Source organism: Ferrimonas lipolytica (assembly GCF_012295575.1).
Lineage (GTDB): Bacteria > Pseudomonadota > Gammaproteobacteria > Enterobacterales > Shewanellaceae > Ferrimonas > Ferrimonas lipolytica.
This window is the reverse complement of record NZ_CP051180.1, coordinates 1,958,124-1,979,072: the sequence shown is the minus strand read 5'-3', so window position 1 is coordinate 1,979,072 and position 20,949 is coordinate 1,958,124. Positions and strand designations below refer to the sequence as shown.

Annotated in this window: 16 protein-coding genes; 9 read left to right on the top strand and 7 right to left on the bottom strand. The window is 49.9% G+C overall.

Annotated elements, in window-relative coordinates:
- The first annotated feature begins 145 nt into the window (after window positions 1-145).
- The 3 genes from phoB (at window position 146) to HER31_RS09140 (ending at window position 3,202) form a co-directional block, all read left to right on the top strand.
- Window positions 146-835 carry a phosphate regulon transcriptional regulator PhoB gene (gene phoB, locus HER31_RS09150; protein ID WP_168660294.1) on the top strand — a complete coding sequence of 230 codons (690 nt, stop codon included), beginning with the start codon at window positions 146-148 and terminating at the stop codon, window positions 833-835.
- 64 nt (window positions 836-899) lie between these two features.
- The gene (gene phoR / locus HER31_RS09145; protein WP_168660293.1) at window positions 900-2,204 is read left to right on the top strand and encodes a phosphate regulon sensor histidine kinase PhoR; all 1,305 of its coding nucleotides are present in this window, start codon (window positions 900-902) and stop codon (window positions 2,202-2,204) included.
- A complete protein-coding gene (locus HER31_RS09140; RefSeq protein ID WP_168660292.1) occupies window positions 2,201-3,202 on the top strand; it encodes a PstS family phosphate ABC transporter substrate-binding protein in 1,002 nt (333 codons plus the stop codon). Before phoR ends, HER31_RS09140 begins: the two co-directional genes overlap by 4 nt.
- Here the strand turns inward: HER31_RS09140 and HER31_RS09135 are convergent.
- Together HER31_RS09135 and ppk1 are read right to left on the bottom strand one after the other, a co-directional pair.
- Entirely contained in the window at window positions 3,192-4,664 is a 1,473-nt protein-coding gene (locus HER31_RS09135; protein ID WP_168660291.1) for a Ppx/GppA phosphatase family protein, read from the bottom strand. The two genes, HER31_RS09140 and HER31_RS09135, sit on opposite strands and share 11 nt — an antisense overlap.
- 15 nt (window positions 4,665-4,679) lie before the next feature.
- Window positions 4,680-6,752, bottom strand: a complete 2,073-nt coding sequence (gene ppk1, locus HER31_RS09130) for a polyphosphate kinase 1 (protein ID WP_338030620.1) — start codon at window positions 6,750-6,752, stop codon at window positions 4,680-4,682.
- Between the two features lie 261 nt (window positions 6,753-7,013).
- Between ppk1 and HER31_RS09125 the strand changes: the two genes are divergently transcribed.
- Genes HER31_RS09125 through phoU form a run of 4 tightly spaced genes read left to right on the top strand, consistent with a single transcriptional unit; the run spans window position 7,014 to window position 12,437 of the window.
- Window positions 7,014-9,227, top strand: coding sequence for an ABC transporter permease subunit (locus tag HER31_RS09125; protein ID WP_168660290.1), 2,214 nt, complete (start codon window positions 7,014-7,016; stop codon window positions 9,225-9,227).
- Between the two features lie 10 nt (window positions 9,228-9,237).
- On the top strand, window positions 9,238-10,887 hold the full coding sequence (gene pstA / locus HER31_RS09120) for a phosphate ABC transporter permease PstA (RefSeq protein WP_168660289.1): 1,650 nt from the start codon (window positions 9,238-9,240) through the stop codon (window positions 10,885-10,887).
- Between the two features lie 15 nt (window positions 10,888-10,902).
- Complete coding sequence (gene pstB, locus HER31_RS09115; protein ID WP_168660288.1) at window positions 10,903-11,721, top strand: phosphate ABC transporter ATP-binding protein PstB; 819 nt, start codon at window positions 10,903-10,905, stop codon at window positions 11,719-11,721.
- 8 nt (window positions 11,722-11,729) lie between these two features.
- Window positions 11,730-12,437, top strand: a complete 708-nt coding sequence (phoU, locus tag HER31_RS09110; protein ID WP_168660287.1) for a phosphate signaling complex protein PhoU — start codon at window positions 11,730-11,732, stop codon at window positions 12,435-12,437.
- A gap of 117 nt (window positions 12,438-12,554) precedes the next feature.
- On the opposite strand, the gene HER31_RS09105 is transcribed toward phoU, so the two are convergent.
- The 5 genes from HER31_RS09105 to ppk2 form a co-directional block, all read right to left on the bottom strand.
- Entirely contained in the window at window positions 12,555-14,027 is a 1,473-nt protein-coding gene (locus HER31_RS09105) for a sensor histidine kinase (RefSeq protein WP_168660286.1), read from the bottom strand.
- Window positions 14,014-14,709 carry a response regulator transcription factor gene (locus tag HER31_RS09100; RefSeq protein ID WP_168660285.1) on the bottom strand — a complete coding sequence of 232 codons (696 nt, stop codon included), beginning with the start codon at window positions 14,707-14,709 and terminating at the stop codon, window positions 14,014-14,016. The genes HER31_RS09105 and HER31_RS09100 overlap by 14 nt, the downstream gene beginning before the upstream one ends.
- 80 nt (window positions 14,710-14,789) lie before the next feature.
- The gene (locus HER31_RS09095) at window positions 14,790-15,497 is read right to left on the bottom strand and encodes a spondin domain-containing protein (RefSeq protein ID WP_202983620.1); all 708 of its coding nucleotides are present in this window, start codon (window positions 15,495-15,497) and stop codon (window positions 14,790-14,792) included.
- 10 nt (window positions 15,498-15,507) lie between these two features.
- Window positions 15,508-16,203, bottom strand: a complete 696-nt coding sequence (locus tag HER31_RS09090) for a spondin domain-containing protein (RefSeq protein WP_168660284.1) — start codon at window positions 16,201-16,203, stop codon at window positions 15,508-15,510.
- Between the two features lie 98 nt (window positions 16,204-16,301).
- Complete coding sequence (gene ppk2, locus HER31_RS09085; protein WP_168660283.1) at window positions 16,302-17,078, bottom strand: polyphosphate kinase 2; 777 nt, start codon at window positions 17,076-17,078, stop codon at window positions 16,302-16,304.
- A gap of 604 nt (window positions 17,079-17,682) precedes the next feature.
- Between ppk2 and aceB the strand changes: the two genes are divergently transcribed.
- Both aceB and HER31_RS09075 read left to right on the top strand, forming a co-directional pair.
- Entirely contained in the window at window positions 17,683-19,299 is a 1,617-nt protein-coding gene (gene aceB, locus HER31_RS09080) for a malate synthase A (RefSeq protein ID WP_168660282.1), read from the top strand.
- Window positions 19,300-19,328: 29 nt separating this feature from the next.
- The gene (locus tag HER31_RS09075; protein WP_168660281.1) at window positions 19,329-20,927 is read left to right on the top strand and encodes an isocitrate lyase; all 1,599 of its coding nucleotides are present in this window, start codon (window positions 19,329-19,331) and stop codon (window positions 20,925-20,927) included.
- Window positions 20,928-20,949: the final 22 nt, after the last annotated feature.

Sequence of the window (20,949 nt, the reverse complement as noted above, 5' to 3'; positions counted from 1 at the left end):
CCAGCACGCTTTGTCGCTATTTATTACTAATCCATTGCTTCGATTTGTTATTAATTGAGCAATCGCTTACGCTCGGTCATATTTCTGTAATTTTACTGCCAGATAATTATCCATAATTCGCTACCCATGGATTCAAGTAACTGCTATGACTGCAAATATTCTCATTATTGAAGATGAATCAGCAATCCGCGAAATGCTCGCGTTTGTGCTCGACCAACACGGATTCCGCACCTCTAGTGCAGCTGATTACCAGCAAGGATTAGAGGCAATTGTTGAACCATATCCAGATCTGATTCTATTGGACTGGATGCTTCCTGGTGGCAGCGGCATTCAGCTAGCTAAACAACTTCGCAGCAATGAACATACCCGCCAGATCCCTATCATCATGCTTACCGCTCGTGGTGAAGAGGAAGACCGCGTTAAAGGGTTAGAGGTGGGTGCGGACGATTACATTACCAAGCCGTTTTCACCGAAGGAGCTGGTTGCACGCATTAAGGCAGTGTTGCGCCGTGCTGCACCGACCCGCTTAGAGGAAGCGATTGAGGTGCAGGGCTTGCGCTTAGATCCGGTCTCACACCGAGTTACCATCGACGAAGCGAGTTTGGATATGGGGCCAACGGAATTCCGTTTGCTGCACTTCTTTATGACTCACCCAGAGCGGGTATACAGTCGTGAGCAGTTGCTGGATAACGTTTGGGGAACCAATGTCTATGTTGAAGACCGAACCGTAGACGTCCATATTCGACGCCTGCGTAAAGCGATCCAAGACCAAGGCCATGACCGCTTTATCCAAACTGTTCGTGGTGCTGGTTATCGCTTCTCTAGCCGGCTGTAAGTGTTTCGGCTGGTCTTCAAGTTGTAGAAATACCGCTGCCTTGATGTAGCGCTAAGAGCTGTTGATGTTTGAAGAGTATTCTCGTTTTCGTTTGATCGTTAGATGCCTACTTTGGTTTGTGCCGTTTGTTCTCGCCGGTTTGGTGTTTGGGCAGCTAGCGTGGTCGCTGTTAGCGGGTTCGTGGATCCTGATCTTGTGGCATTACCGCCAGCTTTCACGTTTGGCTAACTGGCTGTGGAACGAACGTAGCATTACCCCACCCAATGGCAGCGGCAGTTGGGAGCCGATCTTTAACGGCATCTACCGTCTACAAGGCAAGAACCGTCGTCGCCGTACTCACTTGGCTAGAATGTTGAGCCGATTTAGAGAAGGGGCGGAAGCGCTGCCAGATGCCACTTTGGTATTGGGCCGCGAGGGTGAGATCCAATGGAGTAACAAGCTGGCGGAACATCTCCTTGGCGTGCACTGGCCTAAGGATGCAGGCAATCGCATCCATAACTTAGTACGACATCCACGTTTTGTCCGTTACTGGAACAAACGAGAGTTCGTCGAGCCGCTGGAACTGGTGTCGCCGGTTAATGAAGACCGAATGCTTGAAATACGAGTAATCCCGTATGGCGATAAGCAGCGCTTGCTTATCGCCCGTGATATCACTCGCATTAAACAGCTGGAGGAGATGCGCCGTGATTTCGTTGCTAACGTATCCCATGAGCTTAAAACCCCACTTACGGTATTGCAGGGCTACGTTGAGGTAATGCAGATGACTGCTGAGCCAGACACGATGTTGGCCAAACAATATGGGGCGATGGAGCAACAGTCGCAGCGGATGAAAAACCTGGTGGACCGTTTGTTGGTGTTGTCGCGGATTGAATCGGCAACGGACATCGATTTCGAGCAGCAAGTTGATATGCCGGCGGTGATGGAACGTATCGAGAAAGAGGGGTTGGAACTTGCCCGTGAAAGTCATCAGCTGGAGTTTAGAATAGATACCAATTTGACCGTATATGGTGACGAGATGCAGCTGCATTCTGCTTGTGCCAACTTGGTACAGAATGCATTACGTTACACCGACTCCGGTAAGGTTACCGTTAGTTGGGCCCTAGAAGCGGGTCGGCCGGTGTTTCGGGTGGCAGATGAGGGCGAAGGGATCCCAGCGGAACACATTGCTCGATTAACCGAACGTTTCTATCGAGTGGATAGTGCGCGTTCGCGGGATACCGGAGGTAGTGGTTTAGGGTTGGCTATCGTTAAGCACGCCTTGAGTCACCACAACAGTGTCTTACAGGTGGAATCAACTGTAGGTAAAGGCAGTTGTTTTAGTTTCGAATTGCCGCCGACATTGCATGTAGTGAGAAACAAATTAGCATGAGTAGAGTAGGGCGTTTCGCACAGGCATTAAGTACGATTGCTGTTATTCGCGGTTGTGCTGGACTAATAACCGCGTTGCTGTTGTTTCCCGCTAGCGCCGTGGCTCACGATCACCTGCCAACCTATGAAAAGGTTAGTGGGATCTCAGGTAATCTTACCTCAGTTGGCTCCGATACCCTTGCCAACGTGATGATCGCTTGGGCTGAAGGTTTCCATCAGATCTACCCCAACATCAACCCACAGATCCAAGCTGCAGGTTCCTCTACAGCGCCACCGGCATTGGCTGAAGGTACAAGCCAGTTAGGGCCAATGAGTCGAATGATGAAACCCAAAGAGGTTGAGTCATTCGTGCTGCAACACGGCTATAAACCCAGCGTACTTAGGGTCGCGATAGATGCCCAAGCGGTGTTTGTTCATCAAGACAACCCGATTACTGGGATCACCATGTCGGAGCTCGACAGTATTTTTTCGACCAATCAGCGCTGTGGTGGGGAGCCGATAGAGAAATGGGGTGAGCTAGGCCTAAGTGGATCTTGGGCACAGCGAGACATTCAGCTCTATGGGCGCAATTCGGTTTCCGGTACTTATGGGTACTTCAAAAAGCGGGCGCTGTGTGGCGGTGATTTTCGTGCGACCGTGAACGAACAGCCGGGCTCCGCTTCGGTCGTGCAATCAGTATCTACTGCCGTGAATGCCATTGGCTACTCTGGCATAGGCAACCAAACCGCTGGGGTGAAGGCTCTGGCAATTGGTAATGCGGATGGCGACTTAGTTAATATTAGTATCGATACTGCGGCGGATGGCAGCTATCCATTAAGCCGTTATCTCTACGTTTACGTTAACAAGCATCCCAATCGACCACTAGACCCGCTGTTGACTGAGTTTTTGAAATATATCTTGTCGAAGCAGGGGCAAGATGTGGTGGCCAAGCAAGGCTACGTGCCATTACCTAGCCACATTGTGGCTAACGATTTTGCGCAGATTGGTATTACGTTGTAAGCAGTTCTAGTTTCCAATCGATAGCCGTTAAGCGTTGTTGCTCCTGCTCTAAATCGGCCAATAACAACGTATCAAACTCCTGTCCCTCTGGCAGTGACACTACTAATTTACTCCGATGCCAACTGAGTGATGGTTGCAGTTCTTGATTGCGTCGGCCCAAGTGCCAAATCGCGGCTAACCGCAATGACACCAGCATATGTCGTAAGGTGTCGCCATCGATCAACTGTAGATCGAGTTCGCTACATTCATCTAATCGCTTACGCTGGAAGCGCCCGAGCCATCCTAGTACCTGTTGTTGCTCGACGGTAAATCCGGGTAGGTTACTGTGATCCAATATGTAGCCAGTGTGGCGATGCATGCCGCGAAAGTTCATTGATAGCCCCACCTCTAGCAACCGTGCTGCCCACTTTAGCAAGAGTTGATGTTGGCGTTTATGGTAGGGAGAGGTACTAAACAGTTGTTGTGCTGTTTTGGCGACGAGTTCACCGTGTTGGGTATCAACATGGTGCAACCGCTCCATTGCCGCCACGGTTTCGCGACAGACTGAGTTATGATCTTGATCGCCCGACATCTCGACAATCACCCCTTCGCGCAGTGCCGCGCTACAAAAGCTGATTTCGGTTAGGTTTAGGCTTCGGAAACAGGCTATTAGGATGGCTAGGCCGGCGGGGATAACCTTGCGACGGCTTTCGCCAAGCTCAGTGAGCGCCGGCAGCTGGGGGTCATTAATCAGCTCTCGTTGCAACTGTTTCAGCTGTGTAAGCGTTAGCGGTACGGTTAAGTCAGAATCGTTACACACCGAGCACAGGGCTTTGATGGTGCCAGAGCAACCAATGATCTGTTGCCAGCCGTGCTTAAGGTATCGCTCTAATAGCGGCTCCAACTGCTGCTGCGCGGCAACGATAGCCTTATCAAATTGTTTGCGGCTGAGTTTGTCACTGAAGTAACGATCGTGAAAGCTGACACAGCCCATATCTAGCGACTCCATCAATAACGCACTACGACCTTTACCAACAATAAGTTCGGTACTGCCGCCGCCGATATCGATGGTTAGGCTGTGGCCTTTAAGCTCCATAGCTTGGGCCACGCCTTGGAAAATCAAACGTGCTTCCTCGCTGCCGGCAATCACCTCAACCTGGGTGTTGAGTAGCTTACTGGCCTTTTTGATAAAGGCCTTGCGGTTAGGAGCTCGGCGGAGGGCATAGGTAGCCACCACTCGAACCTGTTCTATCTGGCTGGTTTCTAAGTGTTGGGCAAATAAACCGATGCAATCTAAGCCTCGTTGGATAGCGGCTTCGGCGAGATTACCGTTGCTGTCCATCCCTTCGGCTAATTGGACGCGGTGCTTAACCCGGTGCAGCATCTGCACTCGGTTCTCTAAGACCCGAGCAATGGCCAAATGGAAACTGTTGGAGCCTAAATCAATGGCGGCGATGGTATCGCCAATACGCGCATGGGGCATCGATGCTCTCTCTGCTTAGTTTGCGGTCGCCGGTGGTTCTTGCTCCATCAAGTATTCAAAGGTAGCAAGTTGGCTTCGCATCTTTTTACGATTACCGCGTTTAACGTAAGGGTTGGTTTGGTAACGGTCGATTCGTCGAGCCTTTAACGTATCCTGCCACTGGATTGCTAATAATTGCAAAATCTGCTTTTTCAGTTTTGCTGAGTAGATTGGACAGCCGACTTCAACTCGATTGTCTAAGTTACGACTCATCCAGTCACCGCTAGTGATGAATACCTTAGGATCATCGTTGTTGTTGAATACCATGATGCGCGGGTGCTCAAGGTATTTATCAATTACCGATATTGCTTTGATGTTATCTGATATTCCAGGCAGCTCGGTGATAAGCGAGCACATACCGCGAATAATCAATTTAACCTGCACGCCGTTGCGAGATGCGTCATAAAGCCGTTTGATTAAACCGGGATCAACCAGATTGTTCAGTTTTAATGATATCCCCGCCGATTTGCCGGCGCGTTTGTTGCGGATTTCGCCATCGATCAACTTGTACAGTTTGCGCCGAGCGTCGATCGGTGCGACCAGTAAGTGATTGACCTTAATACGACGGTAAGGATGGGCGATAAAGTCGAATACCACGCCCACCTCTTTGGTGATGTTGGGGTCCTTAGTGAACAGGGCCAGATCAGTGTAAAATTTGGCGGTTTTTTCATTAAAGTTGCCGGTGCCGATATGGGCGTAATCGACCATTTCGCCAAATTCAATGCGACTAATTAATGCCAATTTAGCGTGCACCTTTAACGACGGAACCCCAAAGCTCACCCGAACCCCGGCATCGGTAAGTACTTTGGCCCAGCCGATGTTGGCTTCCTCATCAAAGCGGGCTGCGAGTTCAACCACAACCGTTACATCTTTGCCGTTCTTAACCGCTTCAATCAAGGTACTCAATACCTGTGAACGTTTTGCGGCGCGGTAGATGTTGAGCTTGATGGAGGTTACCGCAGGGTCGTAAGCCGCTTGGCGCAGCCACTCTGTTAGATGGGCGAAGCGATGGTAGGGGTAGTGCAGTAAGATATCATCGGCAGAGATGGCATCGAAGCTGTTGGTACAGCGGCTAAACTGCTTGGTTGAGATGGTTGGGATCTTCTCGTGTTCGAGGTATTTACGGCCTGGGTTAGGGAACTCCATAAAGTCGCGGAAGTTGTGGTAACGGCCACCGGGAATCACGCTATCGTAGCTGCTGGCACCAAGTTGCTCCGTTAACATATCGAGCATGGTTTTGGGCATCTCGCGGTCGTAGACCAAGCGCACAGGCTCTGCAGTTAAGCGCTGTTTTAGCCCCGATGACATCTTTTCCAACAAGCTGGTATCGATTTCGTTGGAGATGTCGTACTCGGCGTCGCGGGTTAATTTCATCGAGTAACAACGTACTGAATCAAACTCGAACATACCCGCGAATAGATCGTTAACACAGTGACGGATGATGTTATCGAGCAGAATTAGTGTGGCACGTTTGCGGCTGCCTTCGGCGGGAAGCTGGACGAAGCGAGGAACCTTGTCTGAAGGAACCGGAATAAAGGCGTACTGGGTGTTGTTTTGGTGGCGAATTTCCGCCACGAGATAGGTCAAACCATCTTCGAGGTTACGCTCAATCTTGGAGTGTTTGTTCAACAATATTGGAATAATATGGCGGCGGATCTTTTCTCGGAAGTAGGTCTTTAGCCACGTTTTGTGGAAGTCGGAAAGCTGCGTCTCGTTAATTAGGAACAGGTTTCGGCGGGCTAAATCGACCAATAGGCGCTGATAGATATCGTCAAACCGATGTTGCAGTTCGAGTACGCGGTGATTGATGTCGGCTAATAGTGTGCGCGAGGCTTCACCACCACCACGGGCCTCTTCAATCATAATCTTACGCCTGATCCCGGCCACGCGAACGCGGAAAAACTCATCTTGGTTATTGGAGAAGATCCCAAGAAAACGCACTCGTTCGATAAGTGGCGTTTTCTCATCAGCGGCCTCTTGCAACACGCGCGCATTGAAGCTCAGCCAGCTAAGCTCTTTTTCCATCATTGGATTTGGCGAAACGACCACATTAACCTCTGTTTTTGAGCAGTAAAGGGGATGGTTGACTACATAGTCCTTTATAAATATAGCAAGGTGATGACAAACTGTTGAATATTAAGCCAATCAGTTACGGTTAATTGTTGCTTAAATTGACTAAAATCAACCAATTCAAAGCTATATAAGCTGTAGAACTAAGCGGTTCCGCGTTAGAGGCTTACCCTGTAATTTTTCTGTCATATAATCGACATATAGTAACGTTAGCAAATAGTAACGGTGGGTGAATTCCGGATGGGAATTGAGGTGGAAGATAAACTGCAAAGCAGTCGCAGGCGTGTGCTTATAAATAAGCTCGCCCATGGAGCGATTGTCAGTAGTGGATCTTTGGTACTTGTCACCTTGTTGCTGATTTTGTGTTACCTGTTGTATGTGGTTACGCCTATTTTCGCTTCGGCGAGCATCTCTTCCTCGGTTAAAAATAGTACCTTGTCACCAGGCTCATCGATACAGATGGGCATCGACGAAAGCGGTCAGTTTGGTTACCGCGTTACCGATCAAGGTGTGGTCGAATTCTATGGCGTTAACGGTGACCACCAAACCAGAACGGTAACGATCCCTGCTAATGCCACCATCACCGCCACAACCAGTGGTAATGAGCATCAACATGTAACCCTGTTTGGGCTGTCTAACGGTCAGTTGCAGTTGGTGCATATGGGGGGCAAGGTTGAGTACCAGCAGGGGCGTTCAATTCGTACGCCACTACTTACCTATCCGCTCGGCGATACGTTAATGCAGCTGGATCGTAACGGTGAAGCCATTACTCAACTGACGTTTGAATTGAGTGAACATCAGCTGACGGTGGTGTGGCGTGATAATAAGAGCCAGTGGCACCGAACACAGTTTACTGGCAGCACCGATCTCGCTGGCGCTAAAACTTGGCAGCGGGAAGATCTTGTCTTAAAGCAATTGCCTGATGAAGTAAGCCAACTGATGATGTTACCAAGCCAGCAAAATCAGTTGGTGGCATTAGTGGATAACCGGGTTGGGATCTGGCAAGTCAATGCTGACGGGGTGGAGTTGCGGCAATCGCTCCAACACGGCGATGCTCAGATTAATGACATGGCACTGTTGGCTGGCGAAAGCTCGATATTGCTAGCAATGGAAAGTGGCTTAGTATCGCAATGGTTTGAAGCTCGCGGTGTCGACGGCCGCCAATTCATGCAGGTTCGCGATTTTCAATTGCCACAGCCAGCACGCTTATTGGCTACTGAGGCGTTCAGAAAGAGCTTTGCGGTTGTCGATGACAGTGGTGCAATCACGTTGTTATACAGCACCTCCGAGCGACAATTACTGCATCATCAATTTAGCGATCAGCCATTATCGGCATTGGCGTTCTCTTTGGCAGGGGATGGGTTGATTGTTGATAAAGGTAATCGAGTTGAAATGATGGAGGTTGATAATCAACACCCTGAGATTTCAATCACTTCGTTGTGGCAGCAGGTTTGGTATGAAGGCTACGCTGAGCCGGAGTATGTGTGGCAGTCAACGTCTGGCTCTGAAGCCTATGAAGCTAAATTCAGCCTAGTGCCGCTGGTGTTTGGCACCATCAAGGCCGCTCTGTTTGCGGTGGCGTTTGCCTTGCCGCTAGCGATTTGCGGTGCCATCTATACCGCCTTCTTTATGAGTGGGCGGGTACGCACGATGGTCAAGCCGACCATCGAGCTGATGGAAGCGTTGCCAACGGTTATTCTCGGTTTTTTGGCCGGTTTATGGTTGGCGCCAATCGTTGAGGACAATTTGCCTGCGGTCTTATTGTTAGCGGTTATGTTGCCTCTGACAACGTTGTTGATGGCATGGGGTTGGCGTCACCTTCCGGAAGGGGTACGACACAACTCGCTGCTGCAATATCGGGAACTGATGCTGATCCCTGTACTGTTGTTCGTCGGTTGGTGCTGTTTTGCGCTTAGCCCGTGGTTAGAGCTGTGGTTGATGGATGGCGATGGTCGTACCTATGTAACCAACGTATTAGGTATCGATTACAACCAACGTAACGCCTTGGTGGTAGGCATTGCGATGGGGTTTGCGGTGGTACCTACCATCTTTTCCATCGCTGAAGATGCGATTTTCTCAGTGCCACGTCATTTAGTTAATGGTTCACTGGCGCTGGGGGCAACCCAATGGCAAACCTTGACTCGGGTGGTATTAGTTATTGCTAGTCCGGGGATCTTCTCAGCGATGATGATGGGGTTTGGTCGAGCGGTTGGCGAAACCATGATTGTGCTGATGGCTACCGGCAACACTGCCATCATGAAGCTGAATATTTTTGAAGGGATGCGTTCGCTGGCGGCCAACATTGCCGTGGAAATTCCCGAAGCCGCGGTAGGCAGTAGCCACTATCGGGTGTTGTTTTTAACTGCGTTGGTGCTGTTTTTGTTTACCTTCTTGTTTAACACCTTGGCCGAGTTGATTCGACAACGCTTGCGCCGCAAGTACTCGACGTTATAGAGGGCTGACGATGAAAGCGTGGATTAAGTCAGGCTCCCCTTGGATTTGGATGACCAGTGGTGCTATTAGCCTCAGTTTGATTGCGATACTGGGTGTAGTTTGCGTTATTGCTGGTAAAGGCTTGAGCTACTTCTGGCCGGCACCAGTGTATCAATGGCAGCTGCAATCACACGGCAACGAGGGCGAGTCTATTTTGATAGGTGAACGCTTTAATCGAGAGCTGGTGAATGCTGCATTGGTGGCAGAGGCGGGCATTGAGGTGCCCGAAAATGACGGTACGCTGGAGCGAGTGTTGGTCAAAACCGGCAACCGCGAACTTCTGCCGCTGGACTTTCGCTGGGTCTGGAGCCATCAGATAATGAGCGAAACCACCCCTGCGGATATTGCGGTGATTGAACGCTTCCACAACGGTAATTTTTACGGCACCGTGGAGACTCTTGAATATAACGGCAGTCGCTATCAGGGCGAGGAACTAAAACATTGGTTAGCTGAAGCCGTTGAGACCAGCACTGCGGTGCAGCGGCAAATCGATAATCTCAAGCAACATGATATCGGTCGCATCAACTACGAACTCGAGCAGCTTCGGTTAGCACAGCGTAAGTTCGAGCTTAGCACCCACATGGCAAGCTCTATGCCTGACTTTGCGATGCGGCAGCACCAGCTAGACCAAGAGTATCAGCAGATTGAGCAACGCCTTGCGAAATTGTATACCCAAGCCCAACGGGGTCATCTGCAAGTTCGGGATATGCGTGGCGAACTGATTACCATCGAACTTGAAGCGATAGTGCAGGTGCACTTTCCCAATGCGATGACGCTGGCTGATAAACTGCGACATTGGGCTAGCGAAGTGCTCTCTTTTTTAACGGAGTCACCACGGGAGTCCAATACCGAAGGTGGGGTTTATCCTGCAATTTTCGGCACGGTATTTATGGTGATGCTGATGGCGGTTATCGTCACACCCTTTGGGGTGTTAGCTGCGGTTTATCTGCATGAGTACGCCGGCAAAGGCATCATTACCCAGTTTATTCGTATTGCGGTGATTAACCTTGCTGGGGTGCCATCAATCGTTTATGGCGTATTTGGGTTAGGCTTCTTCGTGTACGTGATCGGTGGTTCTATTGATTCGCTGTTTTATTCGGAAGCGCTCCCAACGCCAACTTTTGGCAGCCCTGGGGTACTGTGGTCAGCGCTGACCCTAGCTATTTTGACCTTGCCGGTGGTTATCGTTTCGACCGAGGAGGGGCTATCGCGGATCCCAACTTCGGTGCGACACGGCAGTTTAGCCCTAGGGGCAACTCAATGGGAAACGCTTTGGCGAGTGATCCTACCTATGGCAACGCCAGCAATTATGACCGGACTCATTCTTGCGGTTGCACGAGCTGCCGGTGAGGTAGCGCCATTAATGTTGGTTGGGGTAGTCAAACTGGCACCGGTACTGCCGGTGGACGGTAACTTCCCGTTTGTACACCTAGAACGGCAGTTTATGCACCTAGGTTTTCATATCTACGACGTCGGTTTTCAAAGCCCTAACGTAGAGGCGGTACGACCACTGGTGTACGCCACATCATTTTTATTGGTGACGGTGATCTTAACCCTGAACTTAACGGCCATCGGCGTGCGTAACAGCATTCGCGAACGCTACCGCCGCTTGGACTATTAGATAGAAGATCGAATTATGTTGTCGTTAGATACCGACTTATTCAGTGCTAATCATCAAGACCTAGCAAACCTAGCGCCAGAGCAGACCGCGTTTTCGATTAGCGATTTGAGCCTTTGTTATGGCAAAACGCAGGCCCTGACGGGGATCAGCATGAAGATCCCAAAAAATCAAATTACCGCATTTATTGGTCCTAGTGGCTGTGGTAAATCGACCTTGTTGCGCTGCCTGAATCGAATGAACGATCTGATTGAAGATTGTCATATTGACGGCAAGATTGAATTGGATGGCGCCGATATCTATCGTCGCCGTGTTGATGTGGCTGCGCTGCGCCGCAAGGTTGGTATGGTGTTTCAACGGCCTAACCCGTTCCCTAAATCGATCTATGAAAATGTGATTTATGGGTTGCGGTTACAAGGTATTAATGACCGCCGCCGTCTCGATGAAGCAGTAGAAAAGGGCCTTAAAGCCGCTGCTTTGTGGGATGAAGTAAAGGATCGCTTAGGCCGCAGTGCCTTGGAGCTATCTGGTGGTCAGCAGCAGCGTTTGGTGATTGCACGCGCGCTGGCGATTGAGCCAAAGGTGTTGCTGCTCGATGAACCCACCTCGGCGCTGGACCCGTTATCCACCTTGGTTATAGAAGAACTATTAACGGGGTTAAAACGGAACTACACGGTAGTCATTGTTACCCATAATATGCAGCAAGCTGCGCGGGTTTCTGACAATACTGCTTATATGTATATGGGAGAGCTGATTGAATACAGTGACACCAATACCCTGTTTACCACCCCTGCGATTAAAAGTACCGAAGACTACATTACCGGGCGCATGGGCTAGGAGATTTTATGGAACACCTGAATATCGGCAAACACATCTCCGGCCAGTTTAATGCCGAGCTGGAAGCTATTCGTAATAATGTAATGGCGATGGGTGGTTTGGTGGAGCAGCAGTTAACCGATGCGTTGGATGCGCTGCAGCGTAGCGATAGTGCTGAAGCGGCGAAGATCATTGAGCGTGATCGCCGAGTTAACTCGATGGAAGTGAATATCGATGAAGAGTGCACCCGTATTATTGCCAAGCGCCAGCCGACAGCATCTGATCTGCGTCTGGTGCTAGCAATCTCCAAAGCGGTGACAGAGTTGGAACGTATTGGCGATAGCGCTGAGCGCATCGCCCGTTTGGCGCAGCAGCAAGACCCCGCTGGCTTTCGCAACATGCTTAGTGCCCTCGATAGCATGGGGCGCCACGCTCAACGGATGCTGCACGATGTACTGGATGCGTTTGCCCGTATGGATGTGGATGCCGCGATGCGCATCCATGAGGAGGATGTGAAGCTAGATCAGGCCTACGAAGGCGTAGTCCGGCAGTTGATGACCTTTATGATGGAGGATCCACGCTCTATCCCTAACGTGTTAGACGTACTGTGGGCGGTGCGCGCGTTGGAGCGTGTTGGTGATCGCTGTAAAAACATCTGTGAGCAGATCATCTATTACGTTAAAGGCAAAGATGTCCGTCATCTAGAGCGCTCTCAGGTACAGGACCTACTTAAATAGGCGGTGTAACACGCAGTTATTGTTTCCAATACTGTTAAAGCACATTAGCCGTTATTGCCATAGCCTTAAGGCAAACCTTAACTGTTAACCGTGCCACAGACCTTAACTATCACCGCACTACGCTTGCGGTAAGGCAAAACGAAACTCGGTACCTTGTTGCACCTGGCTTGAAACCGCAATAGTCGATTGATGCAACGCCAGTAGCTTTTGGGTTATCGCCAGCCCGAGGCCACTGTGGGCACTGTCCCCACGCACTGAGTTAGCCGCTTTATAGTGTGGGTCAAAGATATGAGGGAGGTCGGCAGCGGGAATGCCGATGCCACTGTCGGTGACCGATATCGCCAGTTTGTTGTCCTGTTGTGGCATCAAGCGGATGCTAATACTGTCTCCCGCTTGGCAGTGGCGTAGGGCATTGTCGATAAGATTGGTAAACACCCGCTCGAGCTTTTCAATATCAGCCGCGACCTTGATGCTGGGATCCTTAGGCTGTACGTCTAACAACACCTGCTTATCTTCTGCGGCTGGTTGGTATTTTTGTAGTACATCTTGAATCAACTCAGCCAACACTACGGTTTCAATATTCATTGGTACCTGCGCACTTTCTAATCGCGCCAACTCAATCAATTGATCGATCATCCTATGGATCTTTTCTGCATTGGCGTGGGCAATCTCAATATAGCGCCTGTCATCCGGCTCTGGTTGAGGCTGCAATAACCAAGTTTCTAAGTAGCCTTGTAAGGCAGCCAATGGGGTGCGCAGATCATGGCTAACGTGAGCTAAAAGTTCGCGACGCATCTCGTCGACACTCTTGACCTGCTGAAACTGCTGCTGCAAGCGTTCACTGAGGCGGTTAAAGGCGCCATTTATCTGTTTCATCTCGCTGCTACTGCCACTAGTCAGCCGCAAAGATTGGGCGTCAAAGCCCTGTTGTTCTAGTGTTGCTAAGCCTTGGTTTAGTTGTCGCAGAGGCTTGGTTAACCAAAAGAACAGCGCGAGCAAGGCGACGAGCAGGAATACTAGTGTGCTGGCTAGGATCAACGCCGCTTGGCTAAAGCGACTGTCGCTAGAAACGGAGGCGGCAACGGAGTCGTAGGCTTCACCATTAATGATGATATACAGATAACCATAAAGAGTGTTGTCGATGATCACCGGGGCGACCGAAAAGATCTTGTTGCGATCGTGGCCGCGGGGATCTGGGCCGCGCAGTGGCAACGCGGTTTGTTGCTGTAAAAAATGATTGATGGCGGTTAAGTCGATCCGCTGGCGGACAATCTTGCCGGCAGGGGCAGAGAAGTTGAGCAGCTTACCGTTGGGTGAAAGCAGATAGAATTCAAATCCTTTACCTAGGATCATCATGTTGTGAAAGGCGTGCTCGACCGCAGCAGGATCCGGTTTACCGTCAACAAACAGTGGTCCTTCGTGGACGATGTGCTCAGCCAAGTTGCGATGCAGGCGCTGAGTTACTTCGGCTTGATAGTCTTGTTCTAACTGTTTGCTAAACCACAGTAACAGCGCTGCCATGACGATGAAGGCACTAAGTAACGCCAGCGATAGCCGGCTAAAGAGTGAATTTACACTAGAGTTGGTCATTAAATTTATATCCTACTCCCCACACCGTTAATACGTAGGCTTGGCTGGCATTGGCGCTTTCTAGCTTCGAGCGTAGCCGATTGATGTGAGAGTTTACCGTGTGTTGGTAGCCGTTGTGTTGATAGCCCCAGATGTTGTTTAGCAACTGTTCACGACTGAATACACGCCCTGGGTGTTGTGCTAAAAAATAGAGCAGATCAAACTCGGTACCGGTTAGCTCAATGCTTTGTCCTGCGATAGCCACCTGCCGTCGTTGTGGGTTAATCGTCAGCTGGCCAAAGCGGATCTCCTCGTCACTTGGTGGTGTAGGTTGAGATAGTTCAGCTCGACGTAACTGCGCCTTAACACGGGCTTGTAGCTCGCGGATGCTAAAGGGTTTGGTGAGGTAATCGTCGGCGCCACTCTCTAACCCCACTACTCTATCGATTTCACTGCTGCGGGCAGTGAGCATCAAAATCGGGGTAGGGTAGCCTTGTTGTCGTAGCTGTTGGCAGATCGATAGGCCGTCCATATCAGGTAGCATTAGATCCAACACAATTAGATCAAAGGCTTCGTTCTGAGCGCGGTGGTAGCCCACCTTGCCGTTATCGCACCGCTCAATCTGGTGGTTTAAACTGGCAAGGTTAAGCGCCACTAGCTCATTTATTTCTGGCTGATCTTCGATAATTAGCAGTCTGGCCATGGTTGCCTCGTAAAATAATTTACTGGATGGCAACAGACTGCATGCCGATCCTGCTCTGGTGATGACAGAGCAGACCGGAGTTACTCGATGCGTGTTACACGCCAATTTGCGACGGGGGAATCAAAACGGTGTTGATGGCCCAAAGCGGAGTCCATCTTGCCGTCGTCGATGCCAACGATACCACCATGACGAGCGACGTAATCGCCAACGTCATCGCGGACGGCATCATAGCCGGTGCCACCGCCGGCAGGTCCAGGAATCGTTGTTGCCAGTTCACTGTTAGCCTCGGTGCCTGCGTCCATTACCGGGACAACGCCACTGATTGCCTCACCTACCGCTAAGTTGAGATATACCGCGCCAGCTCCGGTAAAGGCATCATTGGTATTGACTAGCATGGTAGCTAAGCCTAAGTAAACTGACTGCTGCGTCGCTACCGTTAGAGTAACTAGTTGTTCGTTGCCCGGCATTACTATGCCTTCACCGTTGGCGGTTACCATTGCCCCAGCCGCGGTTGCTTCAGCCAGCCAAGTGCTACCATCGCCGGATTCAGCCAACACCTCAATGCCTGCGCTCGCTGGCATACCGATTTGCCATGATGCAACGCTGCCGTCATGCAGATAAGCAGCGAGCGGTGACATCGGTTGGGCATTGGTAAGATTGGTAAAAGCAACCTGATAGGTCGCCATGGGCGTTTCTTCTATGATGACGGCATTGCTGTCGTTGTCATCGTCGCTACAGCCTATGATTACAAACGGCAGAGCGAGTAAACCGATCTTGGCGAATTTCATAATCCACTCCTTATTCGCTAACGGTAACAACCAGCTTAGCTACCGGGTTTAACCAACGGTGTACGGTACTATTGATGTCGCTATTGCCGCCGTTCGCATCGCTGTCGCCAAGGTTACCCCGATGAATATGAATGGTTTGATTGGCTTCATCGGTCGTGACGCCGATGCCATTCGCGCCCCCAAGCCCACCAGGAATAGCTGGCATCCCCAAGGAACCAGGCGCGCCCCCTCCATCAACTAGTAACTCGTTGTTGGCTTCGGTCCCAGCATCGTAAGCGTTGAGGTAGATGGTGTAGCTACCCGCCTCAGAAGGGATAGGCCAGCTGTTGAGACCAACAAAACCATCGTTGCTGGGAAGAATCATAGCGGTCACAGACAGCACGTAATCGCCATCAACCTCAATGGAGGCAGTGGTGGTTTGTGCCGGTGCTAACAAGCCTTCTGCTGGGTTGGCAACACTGATTGCAGCGATGCTATCGGCAATGCCAACAAGCCCAGATATATCGCCACCTTCTGCCATGGCTGCAAGCTCTGGGCTAGCGGTTTCACCGGCATTAAATAGTTGATATTGGGCGTCGTGAGCGGTGATCAATAGCGGGGTAAAGTAGATCCCTTGGGTTAGGTTCTGCAGTGATACATCGACAGTTGCCGCTTGGGCAAGCGGCGCTGCGAGTAAGCAAGTAACTAATAGTGGTTTGACGTTCATCCGTTGAGTCTCCGAGTATTGATGGGAACATTACTCAGCCTAAAGCGGCTTTCTCAATTAGAGTTCACGAAGATGTCACGTTTTTATCACGATTGCGTTTATTGGTCGGGATAATGATCCTCGACCCAGTGTTGTTCTTCCACCGGCGCCCGAATGTAACCACGGGTGTCTAATTCTGGCAGTATCACTTTTTCGTGGCTTATGTGTTGATAGGGGATCTTCGACAGCAAGTGGTGAATGCAATTAAGGCGAGCTTTCTTCTTGTCGTTACTGTCGATTACAAACCAAGGACTTTGGCGGGTATCGGTATGGGCAAACATTCTGTCCTTTGCTTCAGAGTAAAGTTGCCAACGGCTGCGTGCTTCGAGATCCATCGGTGAGAATTTCCACCGCTTGAGCGGATCGTTTAGACGCTCATTAAAGCGCTTCTCTTGCTCTTCGTCGGATACCGAAAACCAATATTTTATAAGCACGAACCCAGATCGCAGTAACATTCGTTCGAATTCGGGGCACGAACGAAGAAACTCGGCGTACTCACTATCGCTGCAAAACCCCATCACGTGTTCAACCCCAGCGCGGTTGTACCAGCTACGATCAAACAACACTATTTCACCGTTGGCGGGTAGGTGACTTACATAACGCTGAAAGTACCACTGACTTTTTTCTCGATCGGAAGGCGCCGGTAGGGCGGCGATCCGGCAGATGCGCGGATTGAGTTTTTCGCTGATCCGTTTTATCGCGCCACCTTTACCTGCAGCGTCGCGTCCTTCAAACAGAATAACCACCTTAAGTCCTTGCTGCTCTACCCACTGTTGTAGAGCCACCAATTCGATTTGCAGTTTTTTCAACTCCGATTCGTACACTTTTTTATTCATATTCGCTTTGCTTCCATTAAACAACGAAGGATTCGCGGTTGAGATTGATCAACAAAAAATGTAGTTCAATCTGAATTTTGATGTGTTTATGAAACAGATTTGGAATGCCAAAGCCGTTTCTGAAAAAGTTTACGTTAACGTCAATTTTAAACGTGACATAGATCAGGTTTGTCGCTGATTACTATTTATTCTCTGATATTAAAGGGGATTTTTAAATTTACGTTGACGGAAATCTAAACGAAGGCGATTAAATCGTTGTTGCTGCTACCCGCGGTCAGGCTACCGAGGATGAAATTGGCCAGACCAATTGTGATTGATAATTACGAAATTAAATTACCAATTACGGTCAAAGGGTTAGACCTAAGTATTAATTCAATGAAACGTTTGTTTGGAGTAAAGGCTCCATATTTTGATTGATGAGTTTATGTAATATTTTCAACGCTTTGTTTTATTTTGTAAACGTTCGTTTAATTTTTTGTTGATTTTGAATGGGTGTTGTTGCAGTTTTAAAGCTACAGTCTGATTAGGCTAATAGGCGCAGGGATTTGAGGCGCCGCTGGAAGTTTTTAAGTTACAACTGAAAGTTCGGCATAGGAGGGTCTCCATGAGTATCCAAAGTGGCCAAAGCGCCATTGAGATTTTAGGTCCAGAACAACCAGAATCTGCAGCGATTCTATCTGCTCAAGCTCTGCAATTAGTAGAGGAATTAGCTGAGCGCTTTAATGTCCGCCGTGACGAACTATTGCAGCTGCGCTTAGAGAAACAGGCGCAAATTGACAACGGAAAGCTGCCAGACTTCCTGCCTGAAACTGCATCTATTCGTAACAGCGATTGGCAGATCCTTGGGATCCCAGCTGATCTGCAAGATCGTCGTGTCGAGATCACCGGCCCGGTTGAGCGCAAGATGGTTATCAACGCCTTAAATGCGGACGTAAAAGTGTTTATGGCAGACTTCGAAGACTCGCTAGCGCCGGCGTGGGATAAAGTGGTGCAGGGCCAAGCGAACCTGCGCGATGCGATCCGACGTGAAATTGATTTTACTCACCCAACGACGGGCAAAAGCTATGCGTTAAGACCTGATCCCGCCGTATTGATTGCTCGTGTACGTGGCCTGCATCTCGATGAGGTACACCTGCATTGGCAAGGTCGACCGATAGCAGGTGCTTTGGTCGATTTCGGTCTCTATTTCTTCCACAACTACCAGCAGCTGTTAGATAACGGTAGCGGCCCGTACTTTTACGTTCCCAAACTGCAGAGCCACCTTGAAGCTCGCTGGTGGGCTGAAGTGTTTGCATATACCGAAGAGCGTTTTGGCTTGCAGCCCGGCACAATCAAAGCCACATGCTTGATTGAAACCCTGCCTGCGGTATTCGAGATGGATGAAATTCTGTATGAATTACGTAATAACATCGTTGGCTTAAATTGTGGCCGATGGGATTACATCTTCAGTTACATCAAGACCCTACGTAACCACTCGGATCGTGTTCTGCCAGATCGTCAGGCTGTGACCATGGAAAAACCGTTCCTCAATGCTTATTCGCGTCTGTTGATCCGCACTTGTCACCGCCGTGGAGCATTAGCGATGGGCGGCATGGCAGCGTTTATTCCAGCTAAAGATCCTGCCAAGCAGGAGTGGGTACTTAACAAGGTGCACGCAGATAAAGAGCTGGAAGCCAAAAATGGTCACGACGGGACTTGGGTTGCCCACCCTGGTCTCGCTGATACTGCAATGGCAGTAATGGACCAATACATTGGTGAGCTACCAAACCAGATGGCCATCAGTCGTGACAGCGATGCGCCAATTAGTGCCCAAGAGCTGTTGGAGCCTTGTCAAGGCGAGGCCACCGAAGCGGGTATGCGCGCCAACATTCGTATTGCGGTGCAGTATATCGAGGCATGGATCTCAGGCAACGGTTGTGTCCCTATCTATGGTTTGATGGAAGATGCGGCCACAGCAGAGATTTCCCGCGCGTCTATATGGCAATGGATTAAACACGGTACACATCTGGACAACGGCCAACTGGTAACGGTGCAGTTGTTTGAAAAGATGTTGCTTGAAGAGTTGGTTACTGTGCGAGAAGAGCTTGGGGAGGCGCGTTATGAAAACGGCCGCTTCGGTGAAGCTTCTGAACTATTCCGTTCACTAACCAGTGCCAAAGAATTAACTGATTTCCTGACCTTGCCAGGTTATCAAATATTGACCCAAAAGACGGTTGCCTAAACCGACCCCAAGTTTACAAGGAGTAAACCATGTCCACATACAAGTCTGATATCGATTCTGCCGCCAATTTGATTGGGTCGAAAGGCAGCTCATGGAACGCAATCGATCCTGAATACGCTGCCCGCATGAAGGCACAAAATAAATTCAAGACTGGCTTGGAGATCGCTAAATACACTGCCGCTATCATGCGTGCCGATATGGAGCGTTACGACAACGATCCTTCGCAATACACCCAATCGTTGGGTTGCTGGCATGGCTTTATCGGTCAACAGAAGATGATTTCTATTAAGAAACACTTCAACAGCACCGATCGTCGCTATCTTTACTTGTCTGGTTGGATGGTTGCGGCATTGCGCAGTGAGTTTGGTCCACTGCCGGATCAGTCCATGCACGAAAAAACGTCCGTATCTAGCCTAATTGGCGAGCTCTACACTTTCCTTCGTCAAGCCGACGCCCGTGAACTTGGTGGTTTATTCCGTGACCTAGATGCTGCCCGTGATGCTGGTGATAGCGCTAAGGAAGCGGAAGTTCAGGCTGCAATTGATGGCCACCAGACCCATATTGTGCCAATTGTTGCCGATATCGATGCCGGTTTTGGTAACGCGGAAGCAACCTACTTGCTGGCTAAGCAGATGATTGAAGCTGGTGCTTGCTGTATCCAAATTGAAAACCAAGTTTCTGATGAGAAGCAGTGTGGCCACCAGGATGGCAAGGTAACCGTGCCGCACGAGGATTTCTTAGCGAAGATCCGCGCAGTTCGTTACGCTTTCCTTGAGTTAGGTGTCGATGATGGTGTGATTGTTGCCCGTACCGACTCCCTGGGTGCCGGCCTAACTAAGCAGATTGCAATAACCAATGAGCCTGGCGATTTGGGCGATCAGTACAACAGCTTCTTGGATGGTGATTACATCGATAGCGCTGCTGATATTCAAAATGGTGACGTGGTAATCAAAGCTAACGGTAAGCTACTTAAGCCGAAGCGCCTGCCATCAAACCTGTTCCAGTTCCGTAAAGGTACTGGTGTAGACCGTGTTGTTCTTGACTGTGTAACCTCATTGCAGAACGGCGCTGACTTGTTGTGGATTGAAACTGAAAAGCCACACGTAGGCCAGATTGCTGAGATGGTTAACAAAATTCGCGAAACCGTGCCAAACGCTAAGCTGGTTTACAACAACAGCCCATCGTTTAACTGGACCCTTAATTTCCGTCAGCAGGTATTTGATGCTTGGTCTGAAGCGGGTAAAGACGTTAGCGCTTACGAACGTGGTAACCTGATGAGTGTTGATTACGATGAGTCTGAGCTGGCGGCCGAAGCCGATGCGAAGATCCGTACCTTCCAAGCAGACGCAGCCCGAGAAGCAGGTATTTTCCACCACTTGATTACCTTGCCGACTTACCACACTGCGGCACTGTCTACCGACAACCTTGCCAAAGAGTACTTTGGTGACCAAGGTATGCTGGGATACGTTAAGAACGTTCAGCGTCAAGAGATCCGCCAGTCTATTGCGTGTGTTAAGCACCAGAACATGGCCGGTTCTGATATGGGGGACGATCACAAAGAGTACTTCTCTGGCGAAGCTGCACTAAAGGCTTCTGGTAAAGATAACACTATGAACCAATTCGGTTAACGCCGAGCCGCCGTCACGGTGA

Bases quoted from the DNA above. Each gene is read 5' to 3' on its own strand.
- phoB (WP_168660294.1), top strand. From the start codon at position 146: ATGACTGCAAATATTCTCATTATTGAAGATGAATCAGCAATCCGCGAA.
- phoR (WP_168660293.1), top strand. From the start codon at position 900: ATGTTTGAAGAGTATTCTCGTTTTCGTTTGATCGTTAGATGCCTACTT.
- HER31_RS09140 (WP_168660292.1), top strand. From the start codon at position 2,201: ATGAGTAGAGTAGGGCGTTTCGCACAGGCATTAAGTACGATTGCTGTT.
- HER31_RS09135 (WP_168660291.1), bottom strand. From the start codon at position 4,664: ATGCCCCATGCGCGTATTGGCGATACCATCGCCGCCATTGATTTAGGC.
- HER31_RS09125 (WP_168660290.1), top strand. From the start codon at position 7,014: ATGGGAATTGAGGTGGAAGATAAACTGCAAAGCAGTCGCAGGCGTGTG.
- pstA (WP_168660289.1), top strand. From the start codon at position 9,238: ATGAAAGCGTGGATTAAGTCAGGCTCCCCTTGGATTTGGATGACCAGT.
- pstB (WP_168660288.1), top strand. From the start codon at position 10,903: ATGTTGTCGTTAGATACCGACTTATTCAGTGCTAATCATCAAGACCTA.
- phoU (WP_168660287.1), top strand. From the start codon at position 11,730: ATGGAACACCTGAATATCGGCAAACACATCTCCGGCCAGTTTAATGCC.
- HER31_RS09105 (WP_168660286.1), bottom strand. From the start codon at position 14,027: ATGACCAACTCTAGTGTAAATTCACTCTTTAGCCGGCTATCGCTGGCG.
- HER31_RS09100 (WP_168660285.1), bottom strand. From the start codon at position 14,709: ATGGCCAGACTGCTAATTATCGAAGATCAGCCAGAAATAAATGAGCTA.
- HER31_RS09095 (WP_202983620.1), bottom strand. From the start codon at position 15,497: ATGAAATTCGCCAAGATCGGTTTACTCGCTCTGCCGTTTGTAATCATA.
- HER31_RS09090 (WP_168660284.1), bottom strand. From the start codon at position 16,203: ATGAACGTCAAACCACTATTAGTTACTTGCTTACTCGCAGCGCCGCTT.
- ppk2 (WP_168660283.1), bottom strand. From the start codon at position 17,078: ATGAATAAAAAAGTGTACGAATCGGAGTTGAAAAAACTGCAAATCGAA.
- aceB (WP_168660282.1), top strand. From the start codon at position 17,683: ATGAGTATCCAAAGTGGCCAAAGCGCCATTGAGATTTTAGGTCCAGAA.
- HER31_RS09075 (WP_168660281.1), top strand. From the start codon at position 19,329: ATGTCCACATACAAGTCTGATATCGATTCTGCCGCCAATTTGATTGGG.